Here is a 13,352-nt window from a genome sequence, read left to right as displayed (position 1 = left end):
TCTGTCCCTGGCAACCCGCCCCTGGAGTCGCCTTGCATGAGCCTGCCACAGACCCGCTTCGATCAACTGCCGCGCTACGTCCGGGTGCGCAGCGAGCCCGATACCGCCTTCGTCGAGTTCGACTTCGCCATCGGCTATCCGGACCTCTTCGTCGAGCTGGTCCTGCCCCGCGCGGCCTTCGCCAGCTTCTGCGAGCGGAACCGGGTTCAACACATGGATGCGCAGATGGCCGACGCCATTGACGCCGACATGGAGAAATGGCGCTACGGCGAGAGCCGTGGCCAGGCCGACTGACCCCGGTCACGCGCGTCGATCCCCTCACAACAACAAGTACAGGACGCCCTGCATGAGTATCGAAATCAAGACGGCGACGGCCGAGCCGATCCGCCAGACCTTCAGCCACACCCGCCGGCGTTTCGGCGACAAGCCTGCCAGCCGCTACCAGGAGGCCAGCTTCGACATCGAGGCGGCCACCAACTTCCACTACCGCCCCCTGTGGCAGCCGGACAAGCTGCTCAACGACCCCACCCGCACCGCCGTGCGCATGGCCGACTGGTACAGCGTCAGCGACCCGCGCCAGTTCTATTACGGCGCCTATGTGCAGACCCGCGCCAAGATGCAGGAGAACGCCGAGCACGATTACGCCTTCTGCGAGAAGCGCAATCTGCTGACTGGCCTGGATGCTGCCAGCCGCGAGCAGATCGCCCGCCTGCTGCTGCCTCTGCGCCATGCGGAACTGGGCGCCAACATGAACAACAGCGGCATCGCCGCTGACGGATTCGGCACCAGCCTGACCCAGCTGCACATGTTCCATGCCATGGACCGCTTAGGCATCGCCCAGTACCTGTCGCGCATCGGCCTGATGCTCGACGACGGCGGCACCGACCTGCTCGCCGAGGCCAAGCGCCAGTGGCTGGAAGACCCGGCCTGGCAGGGCCTGCGCCGCTACGTGGAAGACAGCCTGGTGGTGCGCGACTGGTTCGAGCTGACCCTGGCGCAGAACCTGGTCAGCGACGGCTTGCTCTATCCGCTGGTGTATCACAGGTTCGACGACCAACTCTGCGCCCAGGGCGCCGGCCAGGTGGGGATGCTCACCGAGTTCATGCGCCTCTGGTATGCCGAGACCCAGCGCTGGGTCGATGCCCTGGTCAAGACGGTCGCCGGCGAAAGCTTTGATAACCGCCAGCTCATCGAAGGCTGGGTCGGCCACTGGCAGGCCCGCGCCATGGAGGCCCTGGCGCCCCTGGCGGCAATCTGCCTGGAGGCAAATGCCCTCGACAGCGTGGCCGGCGAATTCGCTGCCCGCTTGAAGAAACTCGGCCTTGCAGGAGCCGCGCAATGACATCCCTCGTCTACATCGCCTTCCAGGACAACGACAACGCCCGTTACATCGTGGACGCCATCGCCCAGGACAACCCCCACGCCGAAATCCAGCACCAGCCGGCCATGATCCGTATCCAGGCCGAAGGGCGCCTGGAGATCAACCGCGCCACAGTCGAGGAGAAGCTCGGCCGCGAGTGGGACGTGCAGGAAATGCTGATCGACGTCATCACCCTCGGCGGCAACGTCGAGGAAGACGAAGACCGCTTCGCCCTGCACTGGAACTGATCCGCGCCCTACAACAAGAATCGGGAGTACCGAAATGGCCGCCAAACGCCTGAACCAGAAAGACAAGTACCGCTGCCTGACCCGCGACCTGGCCTGGGAGCCGAGCTACCAGAGCAAGGACGACATCTACCCCTACGAGCGCTTCGAGGGCATCAAGATCACCGACTGGGACAAGTGGGAAGACCCCTTCCGCCTGACCATGGACGCCTACTGGAAGTACCAGGCGGAGAAGGAGAAGAAGCTCTACGCCATCTTCGACGCCTTCTCGCAGAACAACGGCCATACCAACCTGTCCGACGCGCGCTACGTCAACGCCTTGAAGCTCTTCCTCAGCGGCGTGACGCCGCTGGAGTACCAGGCCTACCAGGGCTTCGCCCGCGTCGGCCGGCACTTCGGCGGCGCCGGAGCGCGGGTGGCCTGCCAGATGCAGGCGATCGACGAGCTGCGCCACGTGCAGACCCAGATCCACGCCATGAGCCACTACAACAAGCACTTCAACGGCCTGCACGACTTCGCTCACATGCACGACCGGGTGTGGTTCCTCTCGGTGCCCAAGTCCTTCTTCGAGGACGCGCGCACCGCCGGCCCTTTCGAGTTCCTCACGGCGATCTCGTTCAGCTTCGAGTACGTGCTGACCAACCTGCTGTTCGTGCCCTTCATGTCCGGTGCCGCCTACAACGGCGATATGGCCACCGTCACCTTCGGCTTCTCGGCGCAGTCCGACGAGGCCCGGCACATGACGCTCGGCCTGGAGGTGATCAAGTTCCTGCTGGAGCAGCACGAGGATAACGTGCCGATCATCCAGCGCTGGATCGACAAATGGTTCTGGCGCGGCTACCGCCTGCTGACGCTGGTGGGGATGATGATGGACTACATGCTGCCAAATAAGGTCATGTCCTGGGCCGAGGCCTGGGAGGTGTACTACGAGCAGGCCGGCGGCGCGCTGTTCAAGGACCTGGAGCGCTACGGCATCCGCCCCCCGAAGTACGTCGAGCAGACCACCATCGGCAAAGAGCACATCAGCCACCAGGCCTGGTCGATCTTCTACCAGTACAGCCAGGCCACCAACTTCCACACCTGGATTCCCACAGACGAAGAACTGGACTGGCTCTCGGCCAAGTACCCGGACACCTTCGACCGCATCTACCGCCCGCGCTACGAGCACTGGCGCGAAATGCAGGCCCGTGGCGAGCGCTTCTACAACAACACGCTGCCGATGCTCTGCCAGGTCTGCCAGATTCCGCTGGGCTTCACCGAGCCGGACGCGGACACCACCCTGAGCCACCGCAGCGTGGAGCACGGCGGCGAGCGCTTCCATTTCTGCTCTGACGGCTGCTGCGACATCTTCCAGTACGAGCCGGAGAAGTACGTCCAGGCCTGGCTGCCGGTGCACCAGATCCTCCAGGGCAACTGCGGCGGCGCCGACGTCGAGGCGGTGGTGCGCGACTACTACAACATCGCTTTCGGCGAAGACAACTTCGACTACCAGGGCTCGCCCGAGCACCGGCGCTGGCGCCAGTGGCAGGGCGAGAAGCCTGCCGAAGGCGACCTGGCCAAGGTCGGCTGAGCCCTCCGGCGGGCGCCGCGCGCCCGCCTTCCACCTCCATTACAAGAAGGACAGTGTCATGCCCGTGACTGCCATCGGCGCCTATGCGGCGGAATCCCTGGACCGCCAGGAAAACTTCAACGGCCTGCAACTGGTGTATCTCTGCTGGGAACGCCACCTGATGTTCTGCGCGCCCTTCACCTTGCCGCTGCCGCCGGACATGCCGTTCGGCGACTTCATCGAGAACGTGGTCAAGCCGGCCATCGCGCCGCATCCCGACGCGGCAAAGGTCGACTTCAGCCAGGTCAGCTGGCGCCTGGATGATGCCGACTTCTCTCCCGACTGGCAGGCGGGCCTGGCCGCCAATGGCATTGGCCACAAGAGCCTGCTGCACCTGTCCACCCCCGGCCTGGATGGCCTCAACGGCAGCTTCAACTGAGGAGATCGCCATGAGCTACCAGGTCACTATCGAACCCACCGGCGAACAGATCGAAGTGGAGGAGGGCCAGACCATCCTCCAGGCCGCCTTGCGCCAGGGCGTCTGGCTGCCCTTCGCCTGCGGCCACGGCACCTGCGCCACCTGCAAGCTGCAGGTGCTGGAAGGGGAAGTGGACGTCGGCGCCGCCTCACCCTTCGCCCTCATGGACATGGAACGTGACGAAGGCAAGGTGCTGGCCTGCTGCGCCATCCCGCAGAGCGACCTGGTGATCGAAGCCGATATCGACGTCGACCCGGACTTCGCCGGCCATAGCGTGCAGGACTACCGCGCGACAGTGATCGCCCTGGACGACCTCTCGCCCACCATCAAGGGCCTGCGCCTGAAACTGGACCGGCCCATGGCGTTCCAGGCCGGGCAGTACATCAACCTGCAGATTCCCGGCATCGACGGCACCCGCGCTTTCTCCCTGGCCAATCCGCCGAGCCGCGCCGATGAAGTGGAATTGCACGTCCGCCTGGTGGACGGCGGCCAGGCCACCGGGCATATCCATGGCGAGCTGAGGGTGGGGGATGCGCTGGAGCTGTCCGGCCCCTACGGCCAGTTCTTCGTGCGCGGCTCGCAAGCCGGCGACCTGATCTTCATTGCCGGTGGCTCGGGGCTTTCCAGCCCGCAATCGATGATCCTCGACCTGCTGGCACAGGGCGATTCGCGGCGCATGGTGCTGTTCCAGGGCGCGCGCACCCGTGCCGAGTTGTACAACCGCGAGCTGTTCGAGCGCCTGGCTGCGGAGCACGAGAACTTCACCTACGTACCGTCCCTCAGCCAGGCCGCCGACGACACCGAGTGGAGCGGCTTCCGGGGCTATGTGCATGATGCCGCGAAGCAGTACTTCGACGGTCGCTTCAGCGGAAACAAGGCCTACCTCTGCGGGCCGCCGCCGATGATCGACGCCGCCATCACCGCCCTGATGCAAGGCCGGCTGTTCGAGCGCGACATCTTCATGGAGCGCTTCCTCACCGCCGTCGATGGCGCCGGCGAGAGCACCCGCTCAGCCCTCTTCAAACGCATCTGACCTGTTCTGCCCGCCGCTCCGCGCCGAGGGCGCGGACGGTGGCTCACGCCCATAAAAACAAGAAGGTATTGCCGATGAGCACCAAACTGCGTGTCCTGTCCTGCTGCATCCTCGCCACCCTCGGCCAGTTCGCCCATGCCACCGAAGGCGGCGGTTCCACCTACCCGATGGGCGCCGAGAACTACATGTCCGGCGCCATGCCGCCGCCCGGCCTGTACGGCCAGGTGTTCTCCACCCACTACGAGGCCGACACCCTGCGCGGCAATGACGGCCGCAGCCTGCCGGTGGACTTCCGCGTGCGCGCCAACGTCATCGCGCCGCGCCTGATCTGGGTCACCGAGCAGCAGTTGTTCGGCGGCAACCTGGCCTTCGCCGCCCTGGTGCCCTTCGTCGACCTGAAGGTGGACGTGAACGGCCAGTCCCAGCACAAGAAGGGCCTGGGCGACATCATCTTCGGCCCGGCCCTGGGCTTTCATCACAGCGACAAGCTGCACAGCATCTTCGCCCTGGATTTCATCGCCCCTTCGGGCGAGTACGACCGCGGCGACCTGGCCAATATCGGGCGCAACTACTGGACGATGGAGCCGGTGCTGGCTATCTCCCACGTCGACCCCGCCGGGCTCAACGCCAGCATCAAGCTGATGTACGACTTCAACCGGGAGAACCCCGCCACCGACTACCGGTCCGGCCAGGAATTCCACTTCGACTACGCCGTGGGCTGGGGCCTGGGCAATGGCTGGGTGCTGGGTGTTGGCGGCTACTACTACCGGCAGACCACCGACGACCGCCAGGACGGGGAGCGTATCGACGACAACAAGGGTCGTGCCTTTTCCATCGGCCCGTCGATCATGTACAGCAACAAGGACGGCTGGTTCCTCACTGCCAAATGGGAACAAGAAACCCAGGTGCGCAACCGCGCGGAAGGGGATGCCTACTGGTTGAAGCTGACCGTGCCGTTCTGAGGGTGCATTTCCCTGAGGGGACGGGGCGGCAAGAGCCGCCTCTTTCTACTGCTCGCCAGTCGATCTGTACCCTCCTGTATCTCAACGCCGCAGCTTACAAAAACATGCAAAACAGCGACCTGGTGACACGGAAGCAGTACCTGGATCTTCGACACTGTCCCCGATCGCCGCTGGCGGCCTTCACGGCGCGGGCATGAGGGCGGCGGTCGTTCCTGATGAACCTGACCGGAATGATTTCGATGAAAAACCTGAAGAGCTTCCTGACCTCCATCGCCTTCGCGTTGGCCGGTATTGCGGTACACGCCAACGCCGCCAGCGAGAACCGGCGGGGAGAAAGTGGCATCTGTTTCCAACAGACGCCGCTTGGCCGCAAGAGCGATCTGCCGCGGTCGGCCAAGGAGGGTTCCGGCAGTGACCCGCTCGACTGACTGCGACGCTCAAGCCTCAAGCATGCGGGCATCGATACCGGGCAACCGGATAGTGCCACTGGCCCAAGGCATCCAAAGGCACTTGAAGTCCCACCTTCACATTGCTTATCGAGACCAGCGGCTTGAAGCGCTTGACGTTGTTGTTCTCGAAGAAGAGCGCCAGCTCCGTGTACTGCCGGCAGCGCGCACGACATTCCGCTCTTCGCCGGCGAGTCGGCGGTGGCCGGGCTCGCCGGGTTGGTACGGATAGTCGCTTCGCCAGGCCTGGCCGCTGACGTCGGTATCGACGCTCGATCACGAATCCTGATCATCAGCACGGAAGGTGCAACCGCCCCGGGCGTCTATGCCAGCCTGGTCGGCGAAACCGCCGCGTCAGTCCTGTTCCGCCAGCACGCCTGGTCACCGGCTTCCTGATCGATTCCCTCCGGAGAAAGCGAACCGTCAGTCGCAGTCAGTGACCGGAATAATGGCGAATTCGTGGCTATGCTTGGTTTGCTGCCTTGGTCGATCGGGCGGTGAGGAGAACTATGTGGAAATGGCCTGCAACGCCCATTTCACCTGACCGTTTTGCGTGAAGTACCCGGCCCAGGGGCATGGATCCGCCACGACAGGCGGGAGGAAATGGAGCATGCCCGGCACCTGCCTGGTGCAAGGATTGGGCTAGATATGAGGGGATCACCTGCGGATCGGATCGACCTTCGCCCCAGTACGGCAGGGAATGCGAAATCGCGGGGATATGTTTCGCTCAACTTGGCCAGCCAGGTTCTGCACATTCGCCAGACGCACTGGGCGGCGCCTTGGAACAAGAAAGAAGCAGAACGTCTGCCGGTAGCGATGGCGGCGTTCAGTTCCAGAATGGAATGCCAGGAGACAGCAGGAGAGTCGCGCTAACGAAAATCAATATGATTCCACAACAGCGAAAGAGGGTGGCCAGTGCTGCGTGCGGTCAGTCATCAGGTTCAGGTGTCGGCGAAATAGGTTGGTTGGTTTCGGAGTATCGCTTTTATCAATCCGTTTGGAAGGATTGGGTTTGGAGATCGTGAAATGGATTACTTCAAAAATAAAAGCGCCGACAAACAGACCAACGCAACCAGCCCAATTAAACTGCGCCCGGCCAGATGGCACCGCATGTACTTCTTTCTTGCGGGCTTCGACGTATTGGTCGTTGTGCTGAGCGTGTTGCTGAATCACATGATCGTCGACACCTACCACCGTTCCATCAAGGCCAACCAGTCGTGGGTCAAGCAGCTGGCGAGCTATTCGACGCTGGGCAATCTGGCAACCGAGGTCAACGCGCCGGGCAACAACGTCTTCGATACCCATGATGTCGAAGCCGAATCGCGGAACATGAATGAAGCCTTGCTCAAGTTCAACGAACATCTGGCGATGACCAGGGAGCAGCTGCAAGCCAGGATCGACGATCAAGGCGGGCACAGCGCCGATATACAGGCCTTCAGTCTTGCATTGCAGGATGAGGTGAGTGCGGTCGACGCTGACATGGTCGAGATGGTGAAGGAGGCCATGCTGATCTTCTCCTTCTTCAGGGAGGGTCAGTCGGACGCGGCCGGCAAGCGCATGGCGACCATGGACAGGAAGTTTGCCAAGTTGCTCGGCTCGCTTGGCACGGTGCGCGAACGCGTAGGCCAGATTCAAAGCAAGCTCCTGGAGGAGGAACTGGAGTCGGTTGAGGAACTGCGCCGGGTCGAGTACGCGATCATGCTGTTCGTGCTGATGATGGTCAGTGCAGCTGTTATCTACGGCGGCAAGATCAGGCGCGAAATGGAGTCGCAAGCAGCCGAAAGGGAAGGTTATCTGGTGGTGCTGCGCGAAAGCGAGAGGAAGGCCCGCCAGCAGGCATCGTTGCTGGACAAGGCCCAGGACGCCATAGTCGTTCACGGCATGGACCACCGCATCCTGTACTGGAACAAGAGCGCTGAGCGTCTTTACGGTCTGTCGAAGGAAGAGGCACTCGGCCAATCGGCACAGGAGTTGATCTACCAGGGCCATGCCGCTTTCGATGCGGCGACCAATAGCCTGATCGAAACGGGTGATTGGGCGGGTGAGGTCACGCTGAGACGCAAGGATGGCAGCACCATCACGCTCGAAAGCCACCGCACCCTGGTGCGCGACGACGATGGCCAACCGCAGTCCGTCCTCTCGATCAATACCGACATCACCCACCGCAAGGTCGCCGAGCAAGAAGTCCAGCGTCTGGCCTTCTACGATCAACTGACCGGGCTGGCCAACCGTCGGCTCATGCTGGACCGCTTGCAGCACGTGCTGGCGGTCAGCACCCGCAGCCAGCATACGGGCGCGGTAATCCTCATCGATCTGGATAACTTCAAGGCACTGAACGATACGCTGGGGCATGACCGGGGTGACATGTTGTTGCGGCAAGTCGCCCTGCGCCTCTCCGGCTGCATACGCGAGAGCGACACCGTGGCCCGGCTGGGCGGCGACGAATTCGTGGTCTTGCTGGAGAACCTGAGCGAGAACCCACCGGAAGCAGCCATCCAGGCCAAGGCCATCGGCGAAAAGATCCTCAATGCGCTGAACATTTCCTACCAGCTGGATGGCTATGAACACCACAGTACCCCCAGCCTCGGTATCGCCTTGTTCCAGGGCCAGCTGAATACAGTGGACGACATAATCAAGCGCGCTGACCTGGCGATGTATCGCGCCAAGGCGGCGGGCCGCAATACCATGCGTTTCTTCGATCCGGAGATGCAGGCTGTCGCCACGGCACGCGCCAGGCTGGAAGCGGACTTGCGCCAGGGCCTGCAGGGCAAGGAACTGCTACTTCATTACCAGCCGCAGGTGAATTGCGAGGGCCGCATCATAGGTGCAGAGGCACTGATGAGGTGGCAGCATCATGAACGCGGAATCGTCTATCCGAATGAGTTCATTCCATTGGCAGAGGAAACCGGGCTGATCCTGCCGTTGGGCCGCTGGGCGCTGCAAACCGCCTGTGCTCAGTTGGTGGTCTGGGCTAAGCATCCGGAAACGTCCCGACTGGGGATGGCGGTGAACGTCAGCGCCCGCCAGTTCCACCACCCGGACTTCGTCGAGGAAGTGCTGGCTGTGCTGAGGAGCACTGGTGCCGATCCGAAGAGGTTGAAACTGGAACTGACCGAAGGCCTGCTGATCGAGGATATGGAAGGTACCGTCGCCAAGATGGTCGAGTTGAAAGCGATCGGCATAGGTCTTTCGCTGGATGATTTCGGCACCGGTTATTCGTCGCTGTCCTATCTGAAGAGCCTGCCGTTGGATCAGCTCAAGATCGACCAATCCTTCATCAGGGATGTGCTGGTCGATCCCAACGATGCCGCCATCGCCTGCGCGATCATCAGCCTGAGCCAGATCCTGGGGCTTTCGGTTATTGCCGAAGGCGTGGAAACCGAGGCTCAGCGTGCCTTCCTGGTCAAACATGGCTGCCAGACCTATCAGGGCCACCTGTTTTCCCCGCCACTGCAGGCCGAGCAATTCAGGGAATATGTGCACGCGCGACTGGTGGTCGAGCACTGATTTGAAGCCTGCAACGTGCTGTAACGGAACGTGCTGTCGTAGGGTGCGCTGCGCGCACCAGGTTCCGTGCCAGGACTACAGGCCGAATCTGCCGTCACCAATGTCCCGGTGTGCACGGCGTACCTTACGTGTTGCCGTAGCATTCGGAAGGTCTTGGGCTCAATCGGGCAGGAGGCCAAAAAAAACGGGCGCTCCTCGGGAAAGCGGGGCGCCCGGAAAGCGTGGGTAACTCAGAGTGCGTAGTTGGCCAGTTCCCGCGCGATGAGCAGCCGCTGTACCTCGCTCGACCCTTCGTAGATCTGCGTGATCCGCGCGTCGCGGTAGTACTTCTCCACCGGGTAGTCCTCCAGGTAGCCGTAACCGCCATGGACCTGGATGGCGCTGGAGCACACCTGCTCGGCGATCTCCGAGGCGAACAGCTTGGCCTGGGAGGCTTCCGACAGGCAGGGCTGGCCTGCGCTCTTCAGGCGGGCGGCGTGGAGGATCATCAGGCGTGCGGCGTTGAGGCGGGTCTGCATGTCCGCCAGCAGGTTGCCGATGCTCTGGTGCTCGATGATCGGCTTGCCGAACTGCACCCGTTCCCGCGCATAGCCCAGGGCCGCCTCGAAGGCCGCGCGGGCGATGCCGAGGGCTTGGGCGGCGATGCCGATGCGGCCGCCTTCCAGATTCGACAGGGCGATGGCCAGGCCCTTGCCGCGCTGGCCCAGCAGGTTCTCTGCCGGGATGCGGCAGTCGCTGAGGGTCACGGCGCAGGTATCGGAGGCCTTGATACCCATCTTGTGCTCGCTGCGATCTACCACGAAGCCGGGCGTGTCGGTGGGCACCAGGAAGGCGGAGAGGCCTTTCTTGCCGAGCTCCGGGTCGGTCACCGCGAAGACGATGGCCAGCTTGGCGCGCTTGCCGTTGCTGACGAACTGCTTGGCGCCGTTCAGCACCCACTGGCCGTCCACAAGCTCGGCGCGGGTACGCAGGTTGTGAGCTTCCGAGCCGGCCTGGGGCTCGGTGAGGCAGAAGCAGCCGATGGCGGTGCCGCTGGCCAGCTGCGGCAACCAAAGGTCCTTCTGCGCCTCGCTGCCGTAATTGAGGATGGGCCCGCAGCCCACCGAGTTGTGGATGCTCATCAGGGCGCCGAGGGCGCCGTCGCCGGCGGAGATTTCCTCCACCGCCAGGGCATAGGCCACATAGTCGATGTAGGTGCCGCCCCAGGCGTCGGGCACCACCATGCCGAGCAGGCCCAGTTCGCCCATCTGGCGCACCAGGTCGTCGTCGATCCAGCCGGCCTTTTCCCAGGCCTGCGCCCGAGGCGCGACTTCGGCGCGGGCGAAGTCGCGCGCCATGTCGCGGATCATCCGCTGCTCTTCGGAGAGTTCCAGATCCTGCATTGCGATGCTCCCAAACGGCTGCTCAGCCGTCGTGCCGGTATAGTTTGATGATGGCGGAGAAGTCCAGGCCGCCGTGGCCCTGCAGGCTGAAGCTCTGGTAGAGCTGCTGCGCGACGGCACCGAGGATCACCGGCTGGCGCGCCTGGCGGGCCGCCTCGGTGGCCAGGCCGAGGTCCTTCAGCATCAGGTCGCTGCCGAAGCCACCGCTGTAGCCGCGCGAGGCCGGGGCGTTTTCCAGCACGCCGGGGTAGGGGTTGTTGATCTCCGAACTCCAGCAGCGGCCGCTGGAAGTGTTGAGGATGCCCGCCAAGGTCTTCGGGTCCATGCCCAGCGAGGTGCCCAGGGCCATGGCTTCGGCGACGCCGATCATGGAGATGCCCAGCAGCATGTTGTTCGCCACCTTGGCCACCTGACCGTTGCCCGTGGCGCCGCAGTGGACGATGTTGCGGCCCATGCCGCTGAGCACGGTGTGAGCACGGTCGAAGTCCTCCGCTTCGCCGCCGACCATGAAGGTCAGGGTGCCTGCCGCGGCGCCGCCGGTGCCGCCGGAGACCGGCGCATCTAGCAGCGGGTTGCCCTGCTTGCGGGCGGCTGCGGCCACTTCGCGGGCGCTGTGGGGGTCGATGGTGGAGCTGTCGATCAGCAGCACGCCCGGGGCCACATTGGCCAACAGGCCGTCTTCGCCCAAGTAGACAGACTTCACGTGCTGCGCCGCCGGCAGCATGGTGATGATGATCTCCACATCGGCGCGGGCGATGGCTCCCGGGGAGTCCTCGGCGCGGGCGCCGGCTTCCACCAGTTGCGCCACCGCCAGTTGCGACAGGTCGAATACGTGCAGCCGGTGGCCGGCCTTGACCAGGTTGAGGGCCATGGGGCCGCCCATGTTGCCGAGTCCGATGAAGCCGATATTCATAAGTCTGTTCTCGCGTAGGTTCTGTAGCCCTGTAGGTTGGGCTTCGCGAAGCGAAGCCCAACGATGTGCGTTCTCGTGTTGGGCTTCGCGGAGCTCAGCCCAACCTACGAGTGCGTTAAGTGGGTTACTTGAGGGTGATGGTGGTGTTCACCGCGCCGCCGACTTCGTCCTCGTCGAACCAGCGCGAGGTGACGGTCTTGGTCTGGGTGTAGAACTGCACCACCTGCTTGCCGTACGGGCCGAGGTCGCCGAGCTTGGAAGCGCGCGAACCAGTGAAGGAGAACAGCGGCACCGGTACCGGGATCGGTACGTTGATGCCCACCTGGCCGACGTCGATCTCTTCCTGGAAGTGCCGCGCGGCGGCGCCGGAGCGGGTGAACAGAGCGGTGCCGTTGCCATTGGGGTTGGCGTTGATGAAGGCGATGGCCTCGTCCAGGGTGGCGGCGCTCACGACGCAGAGCACCGGTCCGAAGACCTCCTCGCGGTAGATGGTCATCTCCGGGGTGACGCCGGCGAAAATGGTCGGGCCGACAAAGTTGCCCTTGGCGTAGCCGGACACCTGAGGGTCGCGGCCGTCGAGCACCAGCTGTGCGCCTTCCTTCTCGCCGGCGGCGATCAGACTGCTGACACGATCCAGCGCGGCGCAGGACACCACCGGGCCGACATCGGTGCCGGCCTCGACGCCTGCGCCGATCTTCAGGCTCTTGGCCTTCTCCACCAGGTCCGGCAACCAGGTTTGCGCCTCGCCGACCAGGATCACCACCGACAGCGCCATGCAGCGCTGGCCTGCCGCGCCGAAGGCGGCGCCGGCGAGGTTGTTCAGGGTCTGCTGCTTGTGGGCGTCGGGCAGAACGATGGCGTGGTTCTTCGCGCCCATCATGCACTGGGCGCGCTTGCCGTTCAGGGTGGCGCGGTTGTAGACGTGGGTGCCGACCTTGGTCGAACCGACGAAGGATACCGCCTTGATATCCGGGTGGTCGCAGAGCAGGTTCACCGCATCGGCGCCACCATGGATGACGTTGAGCACGCCGGCCGGCACACCGGCTTCCATGGCCAGTTCGGCCAGGCGCATGGTCACCATCGGGTCCTGCTCGGACGGCTTGAGGATGAAGGTATTGCCGGTGGCGATTGCCATGGGGAACATCCACAGCGGAATCATCGCCGGAAAGTTGAACGGGGTGATGCCGGCGCATACGCCGAGCGGCTGGTTGAGGGTGTAGGTGTCCACGCCGCCGGCCACGTTGTTGGCCAGCTCGCCCATCTGCAGGGTGCCGATGTTGGCGGCGTGCTCCACCACTTCCAGGCCGCGGAAGATGTCGCCCTCGGCATCCGGCAGGGTCTTGCCCTGTTCGGCGGTGAGGAGGGCGGCCAGCTCCTTCATGTTCTCGCGGATCAGCTGCTGGTACTTGAGGAAGATGCGCGCACGGGCGCCGATCGGGGTCTTGCGCCAGGTCTTGAAGGCGGCCTTGGCGCTGGC

The 13,352-nt window shown here is 63.8% G+C and carries 13 protein-coding genes; 10 read left to right on the top strand and 3 right to left on the bottom strand.

Annotated features, from left to right (window positions below; all coding sequences use genetic code 11):
* The first annotated feature begins 36 nt into the window (after positions 1-36).
* From E8F12_RS07640 to E8F12_RS07595, 10 genes are all read left to right on the top strand, one after another.
* The gene (locus E8F12_RS07640; protein WP_280324649.1) at positions 37-294 is read left to right on the top strand and encodes a phenol hydroxylase subunit; all 258 of its coding nucleotides are present in this window, start codon (positions 37-39) and stop codon (positions 292-294) included.
* Positions 295-346: 52 nt separating this feature from the next.
* Positions 347-1,342, top strand: a complete 996-nt coding sequence (locus tag E8F12_RS07635; RefSeq protein WP_280324648.1) for an aromatic/alkene monooxygenase hydroxylase subunit beta — start codon at positions 347-349, stop codon at positions 1,340-1,342.
* Positions 1,339-1,608 (top strand): MmoB/DmpM family protein, encoded by a 270-nt coding sequence (locus tag E8F12_RS07630; protein ID WP_280324647.1) that lies wholly within the window; start codon positions 1,339-1,341, stop codon positions 1,606-1,608. The genes E8F12_RS07635 and E8F12_RS07630 overlap by 4 nt, the downstream gene beginning before the upstream one ends.
* 34 nt (positions 1,609-1,642) lie before the next feature.
* On the top strand, positions 1,643-3,175 hold the full coding sequence (locus tag E8F12_RS07625; protein WP_280324646.1) for an aromatic/alkene/methane monooxygenase hydroxylase/oxygenase subunit alpha: 1,533 nt from the start codon (positions 1,643-1,645) through the stop codon (positions 3,173-3,175).
* A gap of 58 nt (positions 3,176-3,233) precedes the next feature.
* A complete protein-coding gene (locus E8F12_RS07620) occupies positions 3,234-3,593 on the top strand; it encodes a phenol hydroxylase subunit P4 (protein WP_280324645.1) in 360 nt (119 codons plus the stop codon).
* A gap of 10 nt (positions 3,594-3,603) precedes the next feature.
* Complete coding sequence (locus tag E8F12_RS07615; protein WP_280324644.1) at positions 3,604-4,665, top strand: phenol 2-monooxygenase domain-containing protein; 1,062 nt, start codon at positions 3,604-3,606, stop codon at positions 4,663-4,665.
* A gap of 74 nt (positions 4,666-4,739) precedes the next feature.
* Positions 4,740-5,627, top strand: coding sequence for a transporter (locus tag E8F12_RS07610; protein ID WP_280324643.1), 888 nt, complete (start codon positions 4,740-4,742; stop codon positions 5,625-5,627).
* Positions 5,628-5,842: 215 nt separating this feature from the next.
* On the top strand, positions 5,843-6,055 hold the full coding sequence (locus E8F12_RS07605; protein ID WP_280288826.1) for a hypothetical protein: 213 nt from the start codon (positions 5,843-5,845) through the stop codon (positions 6,053-6,055).
* A 219-nt stretch (positions 6,056-6,274) separates the two neighbouring features.
* Positions 6,275-6,469: a hypothetical protein gene (locus tag E8F12_RS07600; protein ID WP_348532411.1), complete on the top strand. Its 195-nt coding sequence runs from the start codon at positions 6,275-6,277 to the stop codon at positions 6,467-6,469.
* Positions 6,470-7,099: 630 nt separating this feature from the next.
* Positions 7,100-9,580, top strand: a complete 2,481-nt coding sequence (locus tag E8F12_RS07595; protein WP_280324642.1) for an EAL domain-containing protein — start codon at positions 7,100-7,102, stop codon at positions 9,578-9,580.
* Between the two features lie 230 nt (positions 9,581-9,810).
* Here the strand turns inward: E8F12_RS07595 and E8F12_RS07590 are convergent, their stop codons facing one another.
* From E8F12_RS07590 to E8F12_RS07580, 3 genes are all read right to left on the bottom strand, one after another.
* Complete coding sequence (locus tag E8F12_RS07590; protein WP_280324641.1) at positions 9,811-10,962, bottom strand: acyl-CoA dehydrogenase family protein; 1,152 nt, start codon at positions 10,960-10,962, stop codon at positions 9,811-9,813.
* Between the two features lie 22 nt (positions 10,963-10,984).
* Entirely contained in the window at positions 10,985-11,875 is an 891-nt protein-coding gene (gene mmsB / locus E8F12_RS07585) for a 3-hydroxyisobutyrate dehydrogenase (protein WP_280324639.1), read from the bottom strand.
* Between the two features lie 124 nt (positions 11,876-11,999).
* A partial coding sequence (locus E8F12_RS07580) for a CoA-acylating methylmalonate-semialdehyde dehydrogenase (protein WP_280324638.1) occupies positions 12,000-13,352 on the bottom strand: 1,353 nt, incomplete at its 5' end.

This window comes from Pseudomonas sp. BN102 (assembly GCF_029871245.1).
Taxonomy (GTDB): domain Bacteria; phylum Pseudomonadota; class Gammaproteobacteria; order Pseudomonadales; family Pseudomonadaceae; genus Metapseudomonas.
This window is presented reverse-complemented; position numbering and strand designations above follow the sequence as displayed.

Excerpts from the sequence above, each read along its gene's own strand:
- E8F12_RS07640 (WP_280324649.1), top strand. The coding sequence starts at position 37 with ATGAGCCTGCCACAGACCCGCTTCGATCAACTGCCGCGCTACGTCCGG.
- E8F12_RS07635 (WP_280324648.1), top strand. The coding sequence starts at position 347 with ATGAGTATCGAAATCAAGACGGCGACGGCCGAGCCGATCCGCCAGACC.
- E8F12_RS07630 (WP_280324647.1), top strand. The coding sequence starts at position 1,339 with ATGACATCCCTCGTCTACATCGCCTTCCAGGACAACGACAACGCCCGT.
- E8F12_RS07625 (WP_280324646.1), top strand. The coding sequence starts at position 1,643 with ATGGCCGCCAAACGCCTGAACCAGAAAGACAAGTACCGCTGCCTGACC.
- E8F12_RS07620 (WP_280324645.1), top strand. The coding sequence starts at position 3,234 with ATGCCCGTGACTGCCATCGGCGCCTATGCGGCGGAATCCCTGGACCGC.
- E8F12_RS07615 (WP_280324644.1), top strand. The coding sequence starts at position 3,604 with ATGAGCTACCAGGTCACTATCGAACCCACCGGCGAACAGATCGAAGTG.
- E8F12_RS07610 (WP_280324643.1), top strand. The coding sequence starts at position 4,740 with ATGAGCACCAAACTGCGTGTCCTGTCCTGCTGCATCCTCGCCACCCTC.
- E8F12_RS07605 (WP_280288826.1), top strand. The coding sequence starts at position 5,843 with ATGAACCTGACCGGAATGATTTCGATGAAAAACCTGAAGAGCTTCCTG.
- E8F12_RS07595 (WP_280324642.1), top strand. The coding sequence starts at position 7,100 with ATGGATTACTTCAAAAATAAAAGCGCCGACAAACAGACCAACGCAACC.
- E8F12_RS07590 (WP_280324641.1), bottom strand. The coding sequence starts at position 10,962 with ATGCAGGATCTGGAACTCTCCGAAGAGCAGCGGATGATCCGCGACATG.
- mmsB (WP_280324639.1), bottom strand. The coding sequence starts at position 11,875 with ATGAATATCGGCTTCATCGGACTCGGCAACATGGGCGGCCCCATGGCC.